This window comes from Pseudoroseomonas cervicalis ATCC 49957 (genome assembly GCF_000164635.1).
In the GTDB taxonomy this organism is placed as follows: Bacteria; Pseudomonadota; Alphaproteobacteria; order Acetobacterales; family Acetobacteraceae; genus Pseudoroseomonas; species Pseudoroseomonas cervicalis.
This window is the reverse complement of the sequence record NZ_GG771209.1, coordinates 1-624: the sequence shown is the minus strand read 5'-3', so window position 1 is coordinate 624 and position 624 is coordinate 1. Positions and strand designations below refer to the sequence as shown.

The window sequence follows — 624 nt, the reverse complement described above, 5'->3', positions numbered from 1 at the left end:
TGCAGCAGGCCGATCAGCTGGGCGCGCTCGGCCGGCGAGAGCGGGGCCAGCAGCTGCTCATTGGCCCGCCGCCCCTGCGCCACCGCCTCGCTCAGCACCGCCGCCCCGGCCGGGGCGAGGGAGAGGACGAGGGTGCGCCGGTCCAGCGGGTCGCGCGCCACCTCCAGCAGGCCGCGGTCGCGCAGCCGGGCGACGACGCCCTGGATGGTGGCCGGGTCCAGCGCGACGGCGCGGCCCAGCGCGTTCTGCGTCGCGCGCCCCAGCTCGCCCAGCTTCAGCAGCGTCGCGAACTGGGTGGAGGTGAGGCCGCCCACCGCGCCCCGGTCCTGGAACAGCGAGGCATGGCGCTGATGCGCCCGGCGCAGCAGATGGCCGACCGACTGGTCGAGGCTGTAGGCCCGCCCCCCCGGCGGGGTGGCGGCGGGCGTGGCCTCCTGGCCGCGCACCGCGTCCAGGAGCAGCGTGATGTCGCGATCGGACATGGGCTGCCCCCTTCCCTGGCGCTGCATGCGGCGCAGCATTCCCGGCATGGGCAGGCGCGTCAACCAGGAGCGGGCGGCGACCGGCCAGGCCGGCGGCAGGCGGCGGCCCCGGGGCGGCCCGCCCGATGGGGCCCCGGGCATG

At 78.4% G+C, this 624-nt stretch carries 1 protein-coding gene; it reads right to left on the bottom strand.

What is annotated here, in order from left to right; genetic code table 11:
• Nucleotides 1-482: MarR family winged helix-turn-helix transcriptional regulator (locus HMPREF0731_RS22610; protein ID WP_083854652.1), on the bottom strand; the 482-nt coding region annotated here is incomplete at its 3' end.
• Nucleotides 483-624 lie beyond the last annotated feature (142 nt).